The 17469-nt window shown below is 58.8% G+C and carries 16 protein-coding genes and 1 pseudogene; 6 read left to right on the forward strand and 11 right to left on the reverse strand.

Annotated features, from left to right (window positions below):
• Positions 1-250 (forward strand): hypothetical protein (locus QSV46_RS33080; RefSeq protein WP_314961419.1); only part of this gene is annotated, 250 nt, incomplete at its 5' end.
• Between the two features lie 70 nt (positions 251-320).
• Here the strand turns inward: QSV46_RS33080 and QSV46_RS33085 are convergent.
• Positions 321-1871 (reverse strand): winged helix-turn-helix domain-containing tetratricopeptide repeat protein, encoded by a 1551-nt coding sequence (locus QSV46_RS33085; protein ID WP_314961422.1) that lies wholly within the window; start codon positions 1869-1871, stop codon positions 321-323.
• Between the two features lie 145 nt (positions 1872-2016).
• Between QSV46_RS33085 and QSV46_RS33090 the strand changes: the two genes are divergently transcribed.
• The 3 genes from QSV46_RS33090 to QSV46_RS33100 all read left to right on the forward strand — a co-directional run bounded on the left by QSV46_RS33090 (position 2017) and on the right by QSV46_RS33100 (position 4446).
• Positions 2017-2256, forward strand: a complete 240-nt coding sequence (locus QSV46_RS33090; RefSeq protein ID WP_314961426.1) for a DUF1127 domain-containing protein — start codon at positions 2017-2019, stop codon at positions 2254-2256.
• A 436-nt stretch (positions 2257-2692) separates the two neighbouring features.
• Positions 2693-3967: an SDR family oxidoreductase gene (locus QSV46_RS33095; protein WP_314961429.1), complete on the forward strand. Its 1275-nt coding sequence runs from the start codon at positions 2693-2695 to the stop codon at positions 3965-3967.
• Positions 3967-4446 (forward strand): DUF2269 domain-containing protein, encoded by a 480-nt coding sequence (locus tag QSV46_RS33100; protein WP_314961431.1) that lies wholly within the window; start codon positions 3967-3969, stop codon positions 4444-4446. The genes QSV46_RS33095 and QSV46_RS33100 overlap by 1 nt, the downstream gene beginning before the upstream one ends.
• A 365-nt stretch (positions 4447-4811) precedes the next feature.
• Here the strand turns inward: QSV46_RS33100 and QSV46_RS33105 are convergent, their stop codons facing one another.
• Positions 4812-6293, reverse strand: coding sequence for a DUF1254 domain-containing protein (locus QSV46_RS33105; protein WP_409997242.1), 1482 nt, complete (start codon positions 6291-6293; stop codon positions 4812-4814).
• Between the two features lie 1338 nt (positions 6294-7631).
• On the opposite strand from QSV46_RS33105, the gene QSV46_RS33110 reads away from it, so the two are divergent.
• Positions 7632-8432: a Crp/Fnr family transcriptional regulator gene (locus QSV46_RS33110; protein WP_314961433.1), complete on the forward strand. Its 801-nt coding sequence runs from the start codon at positions 7632-7634 to the stop codon at positions 8430-8432.
• A gap of 126 nt (positions 8433-8558) precedes the next feature.
• On the opposite strand, the gene QSV46_RS33115 is transcribed toward QSV46_RS33110, so the two are convergent.
• From QSV46_RS33115 to QSV46_RS33135, 5 genes and pseudogenes are all read right to left on the reverse strand, one after another.
• Positions 8559-9752 carry an FAD-dependent oxidoreductase gene (locus QSV46_RS33115; RefSeq protein ID WP_314961435.1) on the reverse strand — a complete coding sequence of 398 codons (1194 nt, stop codon included), beginning with the start codon at positions 9750-9752 and terminating at the stop codon, positions 8559-8561.
• Between the two features lie 227 nt (positions 9753-9979).
• The gene (locus tag QSV46_RS33120) at positions 9980-10360 is read right to left on the reverse strand and encodes a hypothetical protein (RefSeq protein ID WP_314961438.1); all 381 of its coding nucleotides are present in this window, start codon (positions 10358-10360) and stop codon (positions 9980-9982) included.
• Between the two features lie 52 nt (positions 10361-10412).
• Positions 10413-10634, reverse strand: a complete 222-nt coding sequence (locus QSV46_RS33125) for a hypothetical protein (RefSeq protein ID WP_314961441.1) — start codon at positions 10632-10634, stop codon at positions 10413-10415.
• Positions 10635-11027: 393 nt separating this feature from the next.
• Positions 11028-11515, reverse strand: a pseudogene (locus QSV46_RS33130) (transposase); the annotation flags it as partial.
• Between the two features lie 118 nt (positions 11516-11633).
• Positions 11634-12656, reverse strand: coding sequence for an ABC transporter substrate-binding protein (locus QSV46_RS33135; protein WP_314961444.1), 1023 nt, complete (start codon positions 12654-12656; stop codon positions 11634-11636).
• A gap of 340 nt (positions 12657-12996) precedes the next feature.
• Between QSV46_RS33135 and QSV46_RS33140 the strand changes: the two genes are divergently transcribed.
• Positions 12997-13413, forward strand: coding sequence for a hypothetical protein (locus QSV46_RS33140; RefSeq protein ID WP_314961446.1), 417 nt, complete (start codon positions 12997-12999; stop codon positions 13411-13413).
• 406 nt (positions 13414-13819) lie between these two features.
• Here the strand turns inward: QSV46_RS33140 and QSV46_RS33145 are convergent, their stop codons facing one another.
• The 4 genes from QSV46_RS33145 to QSV46_RS33160 all read right to left on the reverse strand — a co-directional run bounded on the left by QSV46_RS33145 (position 13820) and on the right by QSV46_RS33160 (position 17461).
• Positions 13820-14248, reverse strand: a complete 429-nt coding sequence (locus tag QSV46_RS33145; protein ID WP_314961449.1) for a hypothetical protein — start codon at positions 14246-14248, stop codon at positions 13820-13822.
• 721 nt (positions 14249-14969) lie between these two features.
• Complete coding sequence (locus QSV46_RS33150; RefSeq protein ID WP_314961451.1) at positions 14970-15257, reverse strand: hypothetical protein; 288 nt, start codon at positions 15255-15257, stop codon at positions 14970-14972.
• 304 nt (positions 15258-15561) lie between these two features.
• The gene (locus QSV46_RS33155; RefSeq protein WP_314961454.1) at positions 15562-16686 is read right to left on the reverse strand and encodes an ABC transporter substrate-binding protein; all 1125 of its coding nucleotides are present in this window, start codon (positions 16684-16686) and stop codon (positions 15562-15564) included.
• Between the two features lie 361 nt (positions 16687-17047).
• Positions 17048-17461: a cupin domain-containing protein gene (locus tag QSV46_RS33160; RefSeq protein ID WP_314961456.1), complete on the reverse strand. Its 414-nt coding sequence runs from the start codon at positions 17459-17461 to the stop codon at positions 17048-17050.
• Positions 17462-17469: the final 8 nt, after the last annotated feature.

Below are 17469 nucleotides of genomic sequence, written 5' to 3' on the forward strand. Positions count from 1 at the left end.
GCCGCGTAAGGTCCGAGAAAGCATTCGTGGTCATGGCTTCATCTCCCCCGCGGCCACGCGCACAGTAAAGATGCATCGAGTGCGGGCGTTCGTGCAAACGGATGATATCGCAGAAATTGGGGTACGCACGCTGTATCACACGAAGACCCTTCAGATCGACGCCCGCTTCGGGTCAATCGCGTCGGTTTGGTGTTCGGCTGCAAACTTCCGATCTACCTCTCTGAACGGACATGCCGCCGCACCGCTTTGACGGCAGAGACGGGCCAATTCCGGAAGTAACCGCATCATCCGATCACCCGTCGGTGTGGGCCAGCGCGGGCTCATTCGGACAACCCGGCTTTCCGAAGGCCCTCCGTCATCAGCTTCGCGTTTGATTGCCCGCCCCGAGCGATCCACGCGGATATTGTAAAGGCGGGATCGAACTCAAGCAGACGCGCCGCCGCCTCACGGGCCTGAGTATCGAGTCCGACATGGGCGTAAGCGGACGCGAGACAGCGATGAGCTATCGAAAAGGAGGGGTTCTGTCGCAGGGCTTTCTTCCCTGCGACGATGGCCTCGTCAAACCGACCAAGCTCAATAAAGGCCAATCCCATCCCCCCAAACGGCAAATATAGCTGCGGATTTACCGGGCTCATGCGAATGGCACGTTCAAAGCTCCTGACGGCTTCCTCCGGCAGCCCCGCAGCTATATAGACCCAGCCTCTGCCGCCCCATGCTCGATGTGAGTTTGGATTGAGCGAGACCGCCCGATCAGCCAATTCGACACTACTTTCACAATCGCCGAACATGTATGCCGAGATAAAGGAAGCCCACGCTAACGTGTCTGCATCACTATCGTCGAGGCTCAATGCCAAGCGAAGCAGTCGAATTGCTTCCTTTCGGTCGAAATGAGGATCGGCAGCATAGCCCAAAAGGACGTTTCGCGTGTGGCCGACACCTGCCAAAGCCGCGACCAAGCCGAACCGAGGGTCCAGCTCCAAAGCGCGATGAGCCAGCCTGATCGCCTCGGCCACCCCTTCACGGGTCGTCAGGTAATACTGTTGCAGGGCTCGGAGATAGAAATCATATGCGGTGAGGTTCTCCGGTCGGCGCCGCGTCGCCAGTGCAATCTCTGTTTGAAACAACTTTGGCTGAATAGCCGAGACAATGGCGAGCATGACGTCGTCCTGCAGCGCAAAAATGTTCGTCATGTCGCGCTCGAACCTGTCCGCCCAGATGTGTGTGCCCGTAGCTGCTTCAATCAACCGGCCCGTGATGCGAACTTTCCCCGACGCCTTGCGCACCTCCCCCTCGAGGACATAGCGCACGCCCAGCCTCCGTCCGACTTCCTTGATGTCGACCGCTTTGCCCTTGAAGGTGAAACTCGAATTGCGAGCGATCACGAACAGCCCTTTGAACCGTGAAAGCGCGGTCGTGATCTCCTCAACCATCCCGTCCGCGAAGTACTCCTGCTCGGGATCGCCAGACATGTTCGCGAACGGCAGCACGGCGATGGAGGGCTTGTCGGGAAGTGCAGGAACGCTCTCGGGCGCATCGCCAGGGTTTAGACCTGCAACCTTTCGCGCCTCCCGCACCTGTCCGACGAAGCGGAAGCCCTTGCGCGGTAGTGTTTTGATGAAACGTTGTCCCTCGCCGGAATCGCCGATTGCATCCCGGGCGGCATTCAGGCGGGTTGTCAGCGCCGCGTCAGATACGCTGCGCCCATTCCAAATGGCTTTGATGAGGTCGTCCTTGCTGACAACCCGCTCCCTGTTGCGGATCAGGTATTCGAGCAAGTCAAAAACCTGCGGTGTGATCGACACCGCATCGGTCCCCCGATGCAACTCGCGCCGGTCGGTGTCGAATGCGTATTCCTCGAAAAGATAGCGCAAGCTGCCATTCCTTCGCGGGGTCGCCTCTGTACTAGCGCATGAAGTGTAAGCCGCCGGTTAGAGAAATGTAAGCCACCAGTTAAGCGCGCCCGCGCATTTTGCGGCAACTTCTGCCTAGTGAACAGTCCATGCGGGACACCTCCTAATGAGCACGATCCGCGAGATTACTGAGCTGGGGCCGCTAGCCGTAAAGCGGCAGGTCTACAGTCCTCTCGAAACATATTGGAATGCATTTCAGGAGTGGCGCAAACGCCGGAGATTACTGGCCAACTTGTGCGACCTAAGTGACAGGGAGCTAATGGATATCGGTATTACGCGAGGCGAAATCGACTACCTCGCTTCGCATCCAGGTTGCGATCCGCGAGGCGTCCTATCCGGCGAATGAATGTCGATGTCTAGCAGCGATGGACGTTCGGAATGGTCACTATCAGAGGCGTTGTGGCGCTTCCGATATGGGTCATTCGCGTCGATTTTGCCCGCGTCTTCTCGATGTCCGCTCTGGCCCGACTGCCGACGTGCCGGACACGATGGCGATCTTCGCCTTCGGGCCACGAGCGGAAGCCGTAACGCCGGTAGTTCAGGGCCTTTGAAGGAACTGCCCATCGATATGGACGGCGCGGCAAGGTCAATGGCAGGGCCGCCAATGGCAAGTATCGTCGTTCGCCCAATGCGATGCTTGCCAAAGACAAGGCGCTGCCTGCGGCCAACTCATCTGTTCCGCCGTGAGGAACGATTGCATCGGCCCCGCTTTAGTCGTTCGCACCTTCAAGAAGTTTGATCAGCGGTTGGCGATATCCGGCCGCCGATCGAAGGACCGGTCAATGCGCATCCTTCTCGTTGGCGGTACGGGGCTTGTTGGATCGGCAATCCACGCCAGGCTGTCCGCCGAGGGGCATGAATGCGTATTGGTGTCGCGCCATCCGTCTGCGGCGCCCGATACGCATCACGTCACCCTCGATATTGCCAGGACCACCGACGCGTCGAAATGGAAGGGCATTCTTGCCGGCGTCGATGCCGTCATCAATGCGGCGGGTGCCCTGCAGGGACAGGACATGCAGGGGGTTCATGTCGCCGGCAGCACTGCACTTTATACGGCGTGCGAAAGCGCGAGCGTCCGCCGTGTCATCCTGTTCTCGGCGATCGGCATCGACCGGGATGCGCCCACCGAGTTCTCTCGCACCAAGCGGGAAGGCGAAGCCGCCTTGATGGCGCGCGACCTCGACTGGGTGATACTGCGGCCTTCCGTGGTGGTGGGCCGATCCGCCTATGGAGGCAGCGCACTATTGCGAGGGCTGGCAGCGCTTCCGGTTCTACCGGTCATGCCCGACACGGCAGCTATTCAACCGGTCCATCTCGACGACGTCGTCGAAACGGTTCTGTTCTTCCTTCAACCCGGTGCTCCCAAACGCATCGCACTTGATCTCGCCGGTCCACGGCGGATTGCCTTCAGCGACGCGGTTGCGCTGTTTCGCGCCTGGCTGCGCTGGAGGCCCGCTTACCGACTGCACCTGCCTGGTTGGGCCGCTTCGGGCGCTTACCGGGCGGGGGACCTCGCGCATATGCTGGGTTGGAGAACGCCTGTCAGCTCCACGGCACAGGCGGAAATGCGGCGCGGCGCGACCGGCGATCCCGAGCCCTGGCGTCAGCTTACCGGCGTGAGGCCGCGCGCTCTTGAAGGCGCGCTCGCACGCGAGCCCGCCTCGGTGCAGGAGCGCTGGTTTGCGCGGCTATATGCGCTCAAGCCGCTGATCTTCGGCGTCTTCGGCCTGTTCTGGATCGCCACAGGCATCATCTCGCTCGGCCCTGGCTGGGAAATTGGAATGTCGTTGCTACGGGAAGGCAGACTGCCGGAAAGCTTCGCGGTCCTGACTGTCATCGCAGGCGCGCTCGCCGACATCGGTATCGGCCTCGCGATTCTCTGGCGGCCTCTGAGCCGCTACGGGCTCTGGGCAGCACTGATCATCTCGCTAACCTATGTCGTGATCGGCACAGCACTGGTGCCGCGGCTGTGGGCTGATCCGCTTGGGCCAATGCTGAAGATCTGGCCGGTTCTGATGCTCAATCTGGTTGCCATGGCGATCCGGGAGGATCGCTGATGTTCTATTTCCTTCTCAAGATGGTGCACATCATCGGTGCTGCCGTCCTGCTCGGCACCGGTGCCGGCATCGCCTTCTTCATGCTGGTGGCGCATCTGCGCGGTGACCCGCGCGAGATCGCGGGGGTTGCACGGACGGTCGTACTGGCCGACTTCCTGTTTACCGCGAGTGCCGTGGTCCTGCAGCCGATCACCGGCACATGGCTCGCTTGGTCGAGCGGATATTCCCTTCGCGATGGGTGGATTGCGGCGTCCATCGCACTCTACGTGGTGATCGGCGCCTTCTGGCTACCGGTGGTGTGGATGCAGATGCAAATGCGCGATCTTGCCGTCGGTGCGGTCGAGACCAACGCCAAGCTGCCCGCCCGGTACTACCAACTCTTCCGATGGTGGTTCGTCTTCGGATTTCCGGCATTCGCCGCCGTGCTGGCTATCTTCTGGCTGATGATCGCCCGCCCACCTATTCCATACTGGGATTAACTAGGCGGTCCTCCAAAGACTTGGCCGGCCCACTGTGCCCGTGAACCCCTTCGCGAACGAGCAGCACCGCAGTGCCCGCTATGAACTCCCGCCGCTTCATTCGTTCCTCATCTAGCTTGAGGACAATGATGCGTAGAGTATCACGTCTCGATAGTCGTCGCATTCAATGCAGGCACATGCGGCGGATGGGGGCAGGACCGCTTTGGGTCAAAAGCGGCGGGCGAGCCAAGTTCACCTCGGCATCCGGTTCACCAGCGACAGCGGACATCACGGCGGCTGAACTGCTCTTCGGCTTAGGGCCATATGCGGACCCAGGCGCTGCAGCAAAAAGCCCCGGTGTTGAGACCGGGGCTCAGCCATTCCATCTACTGTTGCAGTTCGATTTCCCCGGGCCGCCATGTCTTATCGAACCATGACTCCAATGGACCGTAGAGGCGAAGGATCATGAACCAGCCCTTGCCCGGAATCGTCTGCACCCAGTTGTTCTCCATTCCCGCCGGGGCCTTGGGTCCGAAGTAGACGTCCACCGAGCCATCCGCATTGGTCTTGACGCCCTTGTTCTGGCTACTGACGCTCGGGGCCTGTTGGTCGGTTTGCACCATCGAGCGGGTCTGGTTGTCGTAGACAATGACCGACCAGAAATCCTTGACCGGGATATTTGGTGGCAGCCGGAGCTTGTAAACCTTGCCGCCATCAAACGGATTGCCCTTCGAATCCTGAACCGACCAGGGGTATTGCGAGCCCCGGCCCACCATCTTCTCCTCCATCGCCGGCGTGACGCCGATGGCAAAGTAATAGTAGAAGACAGCACCGTCCAAGTTGCTGACACCGGGCGCCGTCTCGAACTTGTAACCGCCGAAAAACGGCAGGCGCCACGTACTGTCCGGATAGAAATACGCATCCTTCGCGCGAACCTTGAAGGCGATCGTCCGCGCCGTCACGGCGCCGATGTTGGCGGCGTCGGTGAGGATCTTCTTCATCCGCTCATCGGGATTGAAGGGCTGGCCCTTGACGATGCCGATCGAGGCAAACAGGCCCAAGGTGGTGGGATCGGAACCATCCGCCGGCTCTTCCTGGATGACCTGGTTCAACATGCTCCAGAACGAGTAGTCGCCCGGTGAGACGAAGTTCGATGGAATTCCGGAGGCATTGACGAATTTCATCGGCGGCGGGTTGGCGGTCTCGGCTAGACGATAAATCCGCAGGTTCTTCTTGACCGAATCAACCCCGGGTCGGGTGGAGCCGTCCACAACGAAGGCGCGAAATACGAGGTAGCTGCCGAAAGTACTCGGCCGCACGACGTGATACCCAGGTGGTATGTCGCCCTTGAATCCAGGCGGCAACAGGAGGTACTTGCCGCCTTCGCCCTTGTCGGCTCCGGTGATGCCGATGTCGGCCACCCACTTGTACCAGAAGTCGTCGACCATCCCCAGTACTTTGGGCGGAATCTCGGCCACCAACGGTCCCTTGCTGGTGTCGACCCAAATGTAGTTATAGATCGTGTTGTCGTTGGCGGTTAGCTCTACGCTTCTCGGATCGACCAGATTTTCCCAGATCACGTCGCTCTGGTTATCAGGCCCGAACTTGCGTATCGAATCGCGCATGCCGGCCTGATTTACGATCGGTATCGCAAGCAGATAAGCCTGTAGCGCGCGCGAACGGTCCAGGTTGTCGTAGATCTTGTCAACGGTATCAGCCGACGGGTAGCCGTAATTGAGATTCAGCGTCCCGATCGAGGACTCGATCTTGTCCGGCACGGCGACGCCCGGTGCAATCGGGGTTTCGTACTTGTACTGCTGGGCGATGCACGGCAATGCCGAAAGTGCAATCAACGCCAGCCAAGAAATAGCTAATTTCAATTGTCTCACGATTACAACCTCCTCGAACGTTTCGCGGCGCACCCGATAGCATAGGCCGGTGGCCGCTGATTCTTATTGCCCTTTGGGGCAGGCGCCGTGGTGGCTATTATTTCACAACCAGAGCGAGAATCCTATGGCTGCGGTGAGAGTAGATACTCGCTTTACCAACGGTCACGCCGAAGCTTCGCGAGTTGCAGAAAGAGCTTTGCCAACTTAGGCGGCCTGATGTCTGCTTGGGGGTCACAAGCGGCCCTTCGGCATCCCGGCTGCTTACGCCCGATTGAGCACCGGGAGCGGATATCACCCCCGCCGGTCGGAAGGTCCGAGATGGGCCACAAGCCGACCTTATCCGCCGGCCCACGTTTCATAACGGAGCGCCAAAGCCAATCTTACGGCAAGTCATCCACAAGCGATGCAGATCATCGTCCGATGGAGCATCCGAATGGCCCATCCCGGTTTCGATGCACTCTTGCTTGAGCGCCCTGTATTGCGGCGATCCGTAGAAATAGAGACCTACAAGAATGGCGAGCGCTAAGCCTACACCCATCATGGCGCGCCGCATCAAACCACTAGGAGCATTGTCTCTCGTCGGCATCGGCATATCGTGTGGCTCATGTTCCGACAAACGTGATCAGTCGGCGCGCTAAGGCATCCTCATCAAATGGGTAGTTCAAGCCTTTCGGTTACGAATGAGCAAAGAGCGGCAGGGAAAACTCCGACTAGGCCCCACGAAAATTGAAACGGGAACAATGGCTCCGCTTCGAGAAGGTTCGCCAACATCAGCATGTATGCGGAGCCGTATCCGACAAGCGCCGTTAGAAAATATCGCTGACCCGACTTAGCTCCAAGTCGTTCGAACAACAGATCGAACGATCCGGTTGTCAAAGCGGGCACTACTCCCGCAATCCAAGCGACCGGCAGCAACATGACCAAGATGATCCCGGCTGAGCTGGAACCATTCAAGCCGCCATTAAGGGCGAGGAACGTGAAGTAGCCTGCGATTGGCCCGAGTATGCCAAATACGCCCGACCGGATCATCGCTAAACCTTCTTTCAGAACGCCAAGGCACTATCGTCGCACGGCGTATCTATAACCCTAACACATGCTGTTGGATTGTCCGGTTTGGGTCACAAGCAGCCCTCGGGCTATGCGCATCGCAGGTCGGTTAAGGGCCTCAATCGGACCAGCAGGCGGCGCATTGGGCAATTGGCGGTTGAACTCTGCCAATGCTCGTGCGTTATAATCAATCACCGGCTGCGGATGGTTCCTTTGCATCGGTGCCTGAGAGACCACTTGCGCTCCCGGCTTCATGGACGGGAGGGTGGCATGGTACACCAGAAGCTGATCGCGCGGTTACAGCGGGTCGTTGGACTGTCCGAGCAAGATCAAGCCAAGCTCGCACGCATGCCGTACAAGCTTAAGGCCCTAGACAATGGCGCATATATCTTCCGCCAAGGCGACAGACCCAAGCATTCGATCATTGTGATTAGCGGGTTCTTGTCTCGCCAGAAGGTAGTCTCCGACCGCAACCAGATCTCATCTTTCTATATTGCTGGCGACATGCCAGACCTTCACTCTTTACATTTGCCAGTCATGGACCATGAACTCTGCAGCGTCGGCACTTCGACGGTGGCTTCCGTTCCTCATGCCTATCTCAAGGAGGTCATGAACGAAGCTCCTGCCCTTACACAGGCATTTTGGCGCGAGACGCTGATCCATGCTTCGATCTATCGCGAATGGGTCGAAAATCTTGGTGCGCGCCAAGCCTTTGGCAGGATTGCGCATCTACTTTGCGAACTCGCCACGCGGCTAGAGCTCGTGGGACTACTCGACAACGCCAGCTTCCACCTGCCTTTTGTTCAGCAGAATGTTGCAGATGCGTGCGGGCTATCGGTCGTTCATGTGAACAGGGTTGTCCAGGAACTCAGACGCCAGGGCCTTATCGAATGGCAGCACCACACCGTCCAGCTCCTTGACCGGGCTGCATTGGAGGAGGCTGCGGAGTTCAGCCGTGATTATCTTCATGCGCTGGAGAGCGCCCCTTCGCCTATCGTCCGCGCAAACGCTGGCGCCTCGAAGGACGGCAGCGGCGGCCCCGGATCGTTAGCCGACAAGCAACAGAGCTAGAACGTCCGCTTCGGGTCATTCACGTCGATTTCCCCGCGTCTTCTCTATGTTCGCTCTGGCCCCGACTGCCGACGCGCAGGACACGATGCCGATCTTCGCCTTCGGGCCAAATTCGGACGTCGCGGCTTAGATAGACCTGGCATCCTTAGCCAGCACAAATGCTTCTTTCGCGACTTTCTCCGCATCGTGCCCGCGGATCTGTCCGTTCGCCGCCATCCACTTAGCCATAAAGCGGTCACGTTCAGCCACATCGTCATACTCTGCGCGAAAAAATCTGCCGGTCTCTCGCGCTAAAGCTTGTATCTGGCTCGTCCGCTCGAGCCTCGCCCTTTCGTAAGCCTTCAACCGTTTTGAAACTTCTTCTGGCTTGGCGCCTTCCAGAAATACGGCAAGCGTGAAGCCATCTTCTATTGCTTGCGCGGCGCCCTGGCCAAGATGTGGCACCATCGCGTGGGCAGCGTCGCCAAGCAGCGTAGTCCGACCGGCAGACCAATATGGCAGAGGCGCTCGATCATAAATTCCCCAGCGAAACGTCGCGTCGAGAGCGCCTATTGTTTCGAGCACGGGATCATCCCAACCCGCATATTCGGCGCTTAGCGCCGTCAGGTCACCCGGGGCCGTCCATGATTCCTCGGAATCCAAATCGGTGGGGACAAAAGCGACCATGTTCATCAATCGGCCGCTCGACACCGGGTAACACAGGAAACTACGACCTTTCCCGATCCACCTCGACATTCGGCCTCCGATGTCTTTCGCCCATGAAAGCTTCTCGGTCGGGATCAGTCCTCTGTAAGCCATTATCCCTTCGCTCGATGGATGGGTTTTCAATCCGATCTCTCGTTGCAAAGCAGAGTGGATGCCGTCGGCTCCAATCACGACGTCGGAATTGACCGTCGCACCGTTCGAAAAGCTCAAGCACACGTGACCATCAGTTTCGCGGGCCCCAGACAGGCGATGCCCCAAGTGGAGCGTGCCTTTCGGTTGAGCGTCGGCGAGCAGCTTCAGAAATTCTGCGCGATGAACATTATAGCTCTGGATACCTGTCGAGGGGGTCGTCGACGCATTGATGAACTCACCAGTTGATGTCCGGATCAGTTGGCCGGTTATCGGACAACCTATTTTCTCGATCTCATCCGCAAGGCCGATTCGATGGAGCAGAAGCGTTGCATTGGGAAAGACGGTAACTCGCGCGCCAATCTCGCGCAGCTCATCAGCCTGTTCAAAAACCGTTACGCTCAATCCGCGCGCCCGCAGGGCAAGCGCGGCCGTCAAGCCGCCGATTCCACCGCCGACGATGGCGATTTGGAGTTTTTCAGACACCACCTTCTCCTATCGGAACGTTACCCAATTTAGGAAGCCCGCCTAATCCAAGCATACGCTCATGCTGGAGGCGAGCATTTCCGCTATGGGTCATTCGCATCGGTTTGGCCGACACTTAGCGGACTTCCGGTCTACCCCAGTGAACGGACATGTAGCGGCAGCCCGTCACGGAAGCGAAGGCCCAATAGGCGACGTCACGCCCAAACTTGACTGACGCAACTCCGCGGCTAGCGAAGTGGGCGGGACCGGCTGAACAAGAAACGGCTGGGAGTGAACTTTCGGGCTACTGCGAGCGCGCTGCCCTCGCTCGTTTCGAGCGCGATCTTCTGGGCCAGCATGACGTCTCCAATTGGAAGGTCGCCAACGGGCAGGAAACACAAGCCGATCCTTGGACAGCCGGTTTCGCCGATCTCGCAGACATTCGCTGCCGCTCCCGCATAGATTCTGTACCGGCTGCCCGTGTCGCCGCCAACCACATCGAAATAGCCCGTTTGCGCGAATTGCCGCCGTTGGGCGGGCGAGAGGCACTGCCGTAGCAGTAGCAGCGCGCGTCCTTCCGGAGTCCTCTCGGCGCCGTGTCGAATGAACAACGCCTTTGCAGCCCTCATCCGCGAGCGTTCACCCGGCCGCGACGGCCTGACCAGCCACACGGCTCAGCGTTCAGCCGCCGACCAGCCTGGGGAAGAAGAGAGTTTCTTCCGCAGTGGGGTCGAACGATCTGATCTGCGACACCTGACCTGAACCGGTCCGGACCGCGGCGGTGAAGCCGACGTTCGTCAGCTCGCGGAACCGCTGCTCGGCCTTGGCTACTTCTCGTGCATCGTTCGCGAAGAAAAAGTGACGGCTGTCGCCAGTACGGTTCATCACAACCTGAATCGGCATGCGCATCCCTCCTTGTTGCTTCATGACTGAATGTTGTTGAAGCTCTGAAGTTCCTCGACCGCACTAAAGCGACTGCCTTCGCGCGTCGCAACCAAGGCTTCGGTATGGTGGTACGCAGATGGCCCGCTAGCTAGGCGCAGTTTTGTGGACTTCAGCGAACAGCATCACCTCGTCACAGGGTCACCCGATGTGGCTATGGTCGACCGGCGGTCCGCATCCTTCCACAACCCGCCTTCGCATCCACATACGATAATTTACCTGACGGGAGCGCAGTTACGCTCAGAGTGGGGCCTTGCAGAGAGGCTTTCATGCCGTACGACGAATTCAAGCTTGTCACCGATGCAACATGCCAGCAACCGTGCGGCTAGACCTGGCTGGATCGCGATCCCTGCGCCAGTCCTGACCTGCGATCGAGCGCTGCTTGTTCGCGTCGGCCTTGATCAGGCTCGCATCGACTGCAAACCCTTCACCGCCGACCAGCCGCTCCTCGATGCAGCGGCGCAACACGCTCTCGAACAGGCGTCGGAAGAGATCGCTCTGTCGGAAGCCGTGCCTGTTCTTGGAGAACGTTGAGTGATCCGGCACCGCCCCGTTGAGACTGAGCCGGCAGAACCACCGGTAAGCCAAATTGAGGTGAACCTCATCGCACAGGCACCGCTCTGACCGGATGCCGAAGCAGTAACCGATCAGCAGCATCCGGATCATCAGCTCCGGATCGAAGGCCGACCGATGTTGCTGTAGAAAGGTGCCAGGTCCCGCTTGATCCCTTGAAAGTCGACAAACCTGTCGATCGATCTGAGCAAGTGATCGGCGGGAATATGCTTCTCAATTGAGAACTCGTAGAACAAAGCGGCCTGCTCGACTTGCCGATGGCCGATCATGATCTTCAGTCCTGCCAACTAGACAGACTGATCACTGATCTGTCTGCGTCGCAACCGCTGCCTTTTTTAACAGAATCGGCGATTTTCGGAACATGCGCTACGGGGCAGAGACGAAGCGCTATTCGATTACCTCGTCGGCGATAGTCAACAAACTCACCGGAAATTCTAGCCCAAGCGATTTGACCGTTGTTCGATTGAGCACCAGCTCGAATTTAGTTTGCTGGTAAAACGGGATATCAGCCGGTTTTGCGCCCTTCATTACTTGATCTGTCATATCGGCAAGACGGCGCATGGCGTCACCAAGGTCACTGCCGTAACTCAGCAGACCGCCGACATCGATGAAGTCGCGGTGGGGATAGACTGCAGGTAGACGGTGTTTGGCAGCGAGATCAGCGATCATTTGGCGGTTCGTAAGGTGCTCGCCCTGGTGCGCAACCATGAGACCGTCAACGCGGTCTGCTTCCATTTCATCGAACACCCGCTCATACGCAGGTCGATCGAGCTTCTCGCTGAGCAATGCAGCTGCAATTCGAATACCAACCCGGCCTGCGGCTTCTCGGAGCGGTGCGAGACCCGTTTCCCAAAATATCATCGCAGATGCAGGAATGAGCACCCGCACATTGCGTAGGTTTCGCACTGTGTCGCTAAGGAATTGCAGACGCTTGTTGTACACTCCCAATCCCGCATCAACACTCACTCCAGTGATATTCCCATCCGGTCTGGCCAGGTTCGTCACAAATCCACCGGCGACCGGATCACCGCCGGAATATAGTATGGGAATCGTGGTGGTCAGGAGCTTCAACCGGCGTGCGAGCGGGCCGCCAAGCGAGATGATCACATCGGGATGGCTGGCAACGACGGCGCGAGCCACGTCTCCATAGTATTCGGACTGGCCAAGCGCCGAATACCGGTCCACGAGCAGGTTGCGCCCCTCGACATAGCCAAGCCTCTTCAACTCCTCAAAATAGGCTTTGAACGACCGGCGACCGTCGATGGTCATTCCCTCTGGCTTTTCTGAGGTATGGACAATCGCGATGCGTTTTATGCCCGGCGACCGAGCACCGGTCTGAGCGCAAACAGGCTTTGCGAGGCTCAGGGCTGCGGTGATCGCGGTACCCTCTATGAACTCCCGCCGTCGCATGTGCCCTCCGATAATCACGCCGGGCGCGAACAATCTAGCACTTTGTCATTAGAGTGTGTGAGCGTCAAAACTGCATTGCGGAGCTGGCGGCGCGCAAGGTCTGCTTGGGGTCACAAGCGGCGGTAAACGCCAAGCTGGATCGGCGTCCGGTTTGCCTCTGAGAGCTGACATGACACGTCTTCAAGCGACCTTCGGCTCAGGGCCAAGAGACCGAAATCGGTCGCCAATAAGTAAAGTCCTGCCGAGGAAGTGATCGGCATCTCTAACGGCGTGCACTTCCGGTTGAACCTTGGCGCGATTCCGACGACCCACGCAAATGGGCTGGGAAACGGAGGTTTCCATGACCAGTTCCAGTGGACGCCCGGTGCATCTTTATCGGTTGATCGTAGCGCGCACGGTGGGATTGTGTGTGGTCACATTTTTCGGCATCAACACAGCCTATTCACATGACCCGATGCGACCAGAACTGAACGCTTGGTTCAAAAGTCTCAAGAATACGGCAGGTGAGCCGTGCTGTGATCGCGGCGACGGCCAACACGCGGACGCCGAGTGGGATGTGGCAAAAAATGGCTATAGAGTCCTTCTGAGAAATCCGCATCGGCCAAACGAACGCGGGCAATGGTTTGACGTGCCAAACTCTGTCGTGCTCAACCGGCAGAACCTCAGCGGCAGGGCGATGGTTTGGTGGTGGCCGTCCTACGCCGATGGAAGAATGACTCCTTTGTGGCGCTGCTTCATTCCTGGACCGGAGGGATGATCCTCCCTTCGGCAAACAATAGCACCCGTAACTCCGCCATGGGTCATTCACGACCGCCTCGGCCCTCCCGCGACTGGTCCGCTTCCGGGACGATGAGACGTGCGCGACTTCGGCCCGGATCGGTGATGCCGGCTTCGGCATGGTGCCGTGCTTCGGGGTGTGTCATCGCCAAGCAGCATCAACGACTTCAGCTGGATCACGGCCGGGCTCGGTGAAGTCACCTCCGCTCGGAGTCCGGTCTGAACCCGATAGCGGCCGAACGTGAGACCTCGTCGAAGGTCGCCGATGGGCCAGAACCGGACTCATGCGCCGCAGCAAACTGCCGGACTACTCGATCACGTCGTCGGCGCGGGCGGGACCTGATTGGAGCTGAAGGCTCAGCGTCCAACAGATCCTAGCGCATCGATTAACACGATTGGTACATCGCCTGCAGATGCTTGCCGCGCAGAAAGATCATCTGGGGCGTCAACCCGCCGCGCGCGGCGATCCATCGCTGCACCCGCGTCGGATACGTCGAATACAGCATCATGGTTGCTTCGCGATTAGTGAAGGTGCGGCCGTTGATGCCGAAATCATACGCGGCATGGAAACCAAGCGCCGCACGCGAGGTCACGCAGATTTTGTCATGAGGGACCGCGCCGAGGACGATGGTGCAGGCCGAGGCACAGAGACCGTCAATGATCACGGATTGTCCGGATGAACGCAGATGTTGAAATTTGCTGACGTAGCTTCCGATTTGACCGCCCCGATCATCAGCAATGCGGACTGCCGCGTGACTTGCCCCGACACCCGCAAGCAGGAGTGCTGCCGCAAGCAGACACGTTATGAACTTCATTATCCCTACCCTGGTTCGAGCAAGCCGATTTGATCGTTTTGCGTGATGCGCGAAACAGCAAAAGCGTCATTCTAGTTCGTGGCTTTATCTAGGCACCGGCTGCCAGATCTAAGACTTTCGGAACAGTTGGGCATTATAGTCTCCTCTTGGCTCTATCGCGGCTGTTCGTAGATCATCCTATTTTCACAATCGCACATCATGAGCCCGTGCGCTTTTCCAACCCATGCAGCCTAGGACGATCGCGGTCAGCAACTCAATTGAACGTCGGTAGTCGTCCCGTCATCTAATGGTGTCGCGGAACATACGAAGGTTTAAGGCGCTCCCCCTTAAAGCCGACCACTTCCGCAATGGGTCTTGGCTGTGTGAAAACGCCAGGACGCCTGACAGCGATAGAACAAGTTATTCGTTCAAGACCGTCTCAACGGTCAAGCTTGCAAGCACATTCAATTTGAAGCGCGAACTGGAGAATGTAATTCTAGCCGCGTTTCGATCTTTCGCGTTTTTACACAGCCAGGGTCATTCGCGTCGGTTTGGTATGCCTGCAACCGCGTCCGGATTTCCCCGAACAGCCGACTCCGAAGTGAGGGTTGCGGCTCGACGCGAAGGGCCAAGAGCGACCCTGCTACCGTCGAGCCGGCCGCAAGAAGCCAGTGGATGAGGCCACGGATTAGTTTGCCTCGCAAAGGCTAGTGGGTCGCGCGGTGCGGACTGTGACGATACGCTACATACTGAGCGTATGTGCCTCGAACGCGGTTTCCTGCGGCGGCCCGGCCAATCCCCCTGCGATGCCTTGCTTCAAGCGAGGCATGAGAATCTGTTCGCGGAAACGGTCCCAGCTTTCCTTCGTGTCATGCACCGCGATCACGGTCCAACCACCCGGCGTGGGCCCGGCGGTGTGGAAGATCTGACCCGTCGGAAGGCCGCCCGAACTCGGATGTACAGCGGCAATCGACTTCTCGTATTGATCCTTCGTGCCGCCGGGGAAGTAATGAATGATCGCGTAGGCCATGGTTTCTCTCCAACGGATCAAGTGGCCCCCTGCTTATCGTAGTTCGCGAATGTTGGGGCGTCACGCGGAACGTTCAACCGCTTCTAGCCCGCCGCCCCTCGGATCAACGGTCGCAACGATCATGAGCCGACGCGATCCGGCTGGTTAGCTTCGCCTGCACCCTATGGCGCTTTGGGTCAATCGCGTCGATTTAGTCCTCCCGCGATGACTTCCGGTCAGGCCGACGAGCGGACATCTTCGATGCCCATCGCAAGGTCCCAAACGGGCCATGACGGGACTCCTGCACCGCAGCAAAAAGGCGCCTCTATTCGATCACTTCATCAGCGCGGACGAGTAGCGAGGTCGGCACGGTGAGTCCGAGCGCCTTGGCGGTCTTCATGTTGATCAGAAGCTCGAATTTTGTTGGCCGTTCTACCGGGAGGTCAGAAGGTTTGCTACCCTTGAGTATCTTGTCCACGAAGCCCGCCGCACGGCGGAATAAGTCTCGGGCGTCGGCTCCGTACACCGACAGTCCGCCATCAGCATAATGCCGGAACAGATAGTTTGCCGGCAGGCGATACTTGGCCGCGAGTGCGATAATCCGCGGAGCCTCGACATAGGTGAGCGTATCGCCAAAATCGATTATCGCATCGGCGTGCTGGGCGTCAGCGGCCGCAAAGGCGACCTCAAGCTCGTCGGCCGTGGCCGCCTCGACCGGCAGCAAAGCCACGCCGAGCTCCCGGCCTATACGGGGGACGTCTTCTGCGAGATATAGCCTTTGCATTGGGTTGGCCGGATTGATTAAGAGCGCAATCTTCGAGGCGCCGGGAACGAGTTCTCGAAGGATTTCGAGTCGTTTCGCGAGGAAGTCGTCCGGTACCATGGTCGAAAGGCCCGTCACGTTGCCTCCGGGACGCGATAGGCTTTGCACGAGGCCAAGCTTCACGGGATCGGCCACACTCACGAATACAATCGGAATGGCAGTGGTTGCCGACTTCAGCGCTACAGCCGCTTGCGGCCCGGGAGCGATAAGCAGCTCGGGACTGAGGGCAATCAGATCGGCGACAGAACCCGCCAGTCGATCCGGGGGATGGGAAAAGCGGTACTCGATGACGAAATTTTTTCCCTCGATCCAGCCGAGGCTTCGCAGCGCATCAAGAAGCACACGCTCGGCTTGATTAAGAGCTTTCCCGCTTCCATCACCTACAGCAAGAAAGCCGATCCGGCGGCGTTTTCCTTGCGCGCACGAATAACGCGGCGAAACAAGCAGCACGGCAGTGCCAGCTATGAACTCCCGCCGTTTCATTCGACCCTCATCGCAGCGTGAGGACGTGGCCCAAAGTATCACGTCTCGATAGTCGTCGCATTCTGCGGCTGCAAATGCTGCGTCGCAAAATGCGGCGCGCGGCTCAGGACGGCTATGGGTCAAAAGCGCCAGTTTCGCGCTCATCCGCAAACTTCCGGTCTGCCCCTATGAGCCGGCATTTAGCAGCGCGGCATCAAGGGCAACCATGGGCCATGACGGGACTCTTGCACCGCAGCAAAAAGGGTCTCTATTCGATCACCTCGTCGGCACGCGCGCGGCATCGGCCGCACCTTAAGCCCGAGCGCGCGATCCGGTGCCGAGTTGAACGGCTCGCATCGCCGAAGTTGGCCAACTTCCTTCCCTATCACGCTGTAAGTGCCGACCTATTGGCTCGGACGCGGCGGCCCGAAGCGGCGCGCTTGGCGAAATCGGCTGCTGTACGAAGCGTTCGGCCGAGCCGCGTCAGCGATAGCAGCGAGATCCGCCGCTGATGAACCCGACCCGACTACTTGTCTGGAATTACGATTTCACGATCGCTCGTGTCGACCACGAATATGGCAAGCAGCTTCGCCGGAGCCGTGGTACTGGCATTCTGGCTAATCTGGTGATGATCACCCGGCTGCTCGATCCAGCTCTCGCCGGCTTGATAATTACGCTCCGGCGCGTCGTTCACTTTGCTGCGTATCGTTCCCTCCAGCACGCGCGCATAGATAAATGCCGACGAGGGATGCCGATGGGAGGGCGATCCGCCGCCCGGCCCGTACTCGACGAGCACTGCACGCAGACTCTTGCCGGGCGCGTTCGGCAGCTCGTGCTCGTAGACGAGGGTCACCATGGCGTTCTTAAACTTCGTGTCATCCGCGAGGACGCTGCCGAACGGCAGTGTGGCGACAAGCAGCGAATAGAGGATGCGTTTCATGAGCCCTC

It is taken from the genome of Bradyrhizobium cosmicum (assembly GCF_032290525.1).
In the GTDB taxonomy this organism is placed as follows: Bacteria; Pseudomonadota; Alphaproteobacteria; order Rhizobiales; family Xanthobacteraceae; genus Bradyrhizobium; species Bradyrhizobium cosmicum_A.

Bases quoted from the DNA above. Each gene is read 5' to 3' on its own strand.
- QSV46_RS33090 (WP_314961426.1), top strand. From the start codon at position 2,017: ATGAGCACGATCCGCGAGATTACTGAGCTGGGGCCGCTAGCCGTAAAG.
- QSV46_RS33095 (WP_314961429.1), top strand. From the start codon at position 2,693: ATGCGCATCCTTCTCGTTGGCGGTACGGGGCTTGTTGGATCGGCAATC.
- QSV46_RS33100 (WP_314961431.1), top strand. From the start codon at position 3,967: ATGTTCTATTTCCTTCTCAAGATGGTGCACATCATCGGTGCTGCCGTC.
- QSV46_RS33110 (WP_314961433.1), top strand. From the start codon at position 7,632: ATGGTACACCAGAAGCTGATCGCGCGGTTACAGCGGGTCGTTGGACTG.
- QSV46_RS33120 (WP_314961438.1), bottom strand. From the start codon at position 10,360: ATGAGGGCTGCAAAGGCGTTGTTCATTCGACACGGCGCCGAGAGGACT.
- QSV46_RS33125 (WP_314961441.1), bottom strand. From the start codon at position 10,634: ATGCCGATTCAGGTTGTGATGAACCGTACTGGCGACAGCCGTCACTTT.
- QSV46_RS33135 (WP_314961444.1), bottom strand. From the start codon at position 12,656: ATGCGACGGCGGGAGTTCATAGAGGGTACCGCGATCACCGCAGCCCTG.
- QSV46_RS33140 (WP_314961446.1), top strand. From the start codon at position 12,997: ATGACCAGTTCCAGTGGACGCCCGGTGCATCTTTATCGGTTGATCGTA.
- QSV46_RS33145 (WP_314961449.1), bottom strand. From the start codon at position 14,248: ATGAAGTTCATAACGTGTCTGCTTGCGGCAGCACTCCTGCTTGCGGGT.
- QSV46_RS33150 (WP_314961451.1), bottom strand. From the start codon at position 15,257: ATGGCCTACGCGATCATTCATTACTTCCCCGGCGGCACGAAGGATCAA.
- QSV46_RS33155 (WP_314961454.1), bottom strand. From the start codon at position 16,686: ATGAGCGCGAAACTGGCGCTTTTGACCCATAGCCGTCCTGAGCCGCGC.
- QSV46_RS33160 (WP_314961456.1), bottom strand. From the start codon at position 17,461: ATGAAACGCATCCTCTATTCGCTGCTTGTCGCCACACTGCCGTTCGGC.